This window comes from Micromonospora sp. DT62 (genome assembly GCF_049847285.1).
GTDB classification, from domain to species: Bacteria; Actinomycetota; Actinomycetes; order Mycobacteriales; family Micromonosporaceae; genus Micromonospora; species Micromonospora reichwaldensis.
Genome location: NZ_JBNCOB010000085.1, coordinates 1 through 221, shown reverse-complemented (window position 1 = coordinate 221; position 221 = coordinate 1). Strand labels below are relative to the sequence as shown.

General features: G+C 69.2%; 1 protein-coding gene. It reads left to right on the top strand.

Features of this window, described 5'->3' with window-relative positions; all coding sequences use genetic code 11:
* Positions 1–221 (top strand): transposase (locus ACPXCB_RS31610; protein WP_425879787.1); only part of this gene is annotated, 221 nt, incomplete at both ends.

The window sequence follows — 221 nt, the reverse complement described above, 5'->3', positions numbered from 1 at the left end:
CCGGGACGCGGCGGGCAGGTACTTCGCGTCGTTCGTGGTGCAGACCGCCGAGGACGAGATGCTGCCGCCGGTCGACGCCGAAGTGGGCATCGACCTGGGCCTGACGCACTTCGCGGTCCTCTCAGATGGCACGAAGGTGACCAGCCCGAAGTTTTTGCGCCGGGCGGCCCGCAAGCTACGCCGGTTGCAGCAGGATCTCTCCCGCAAGCAGCGGGGCAGCG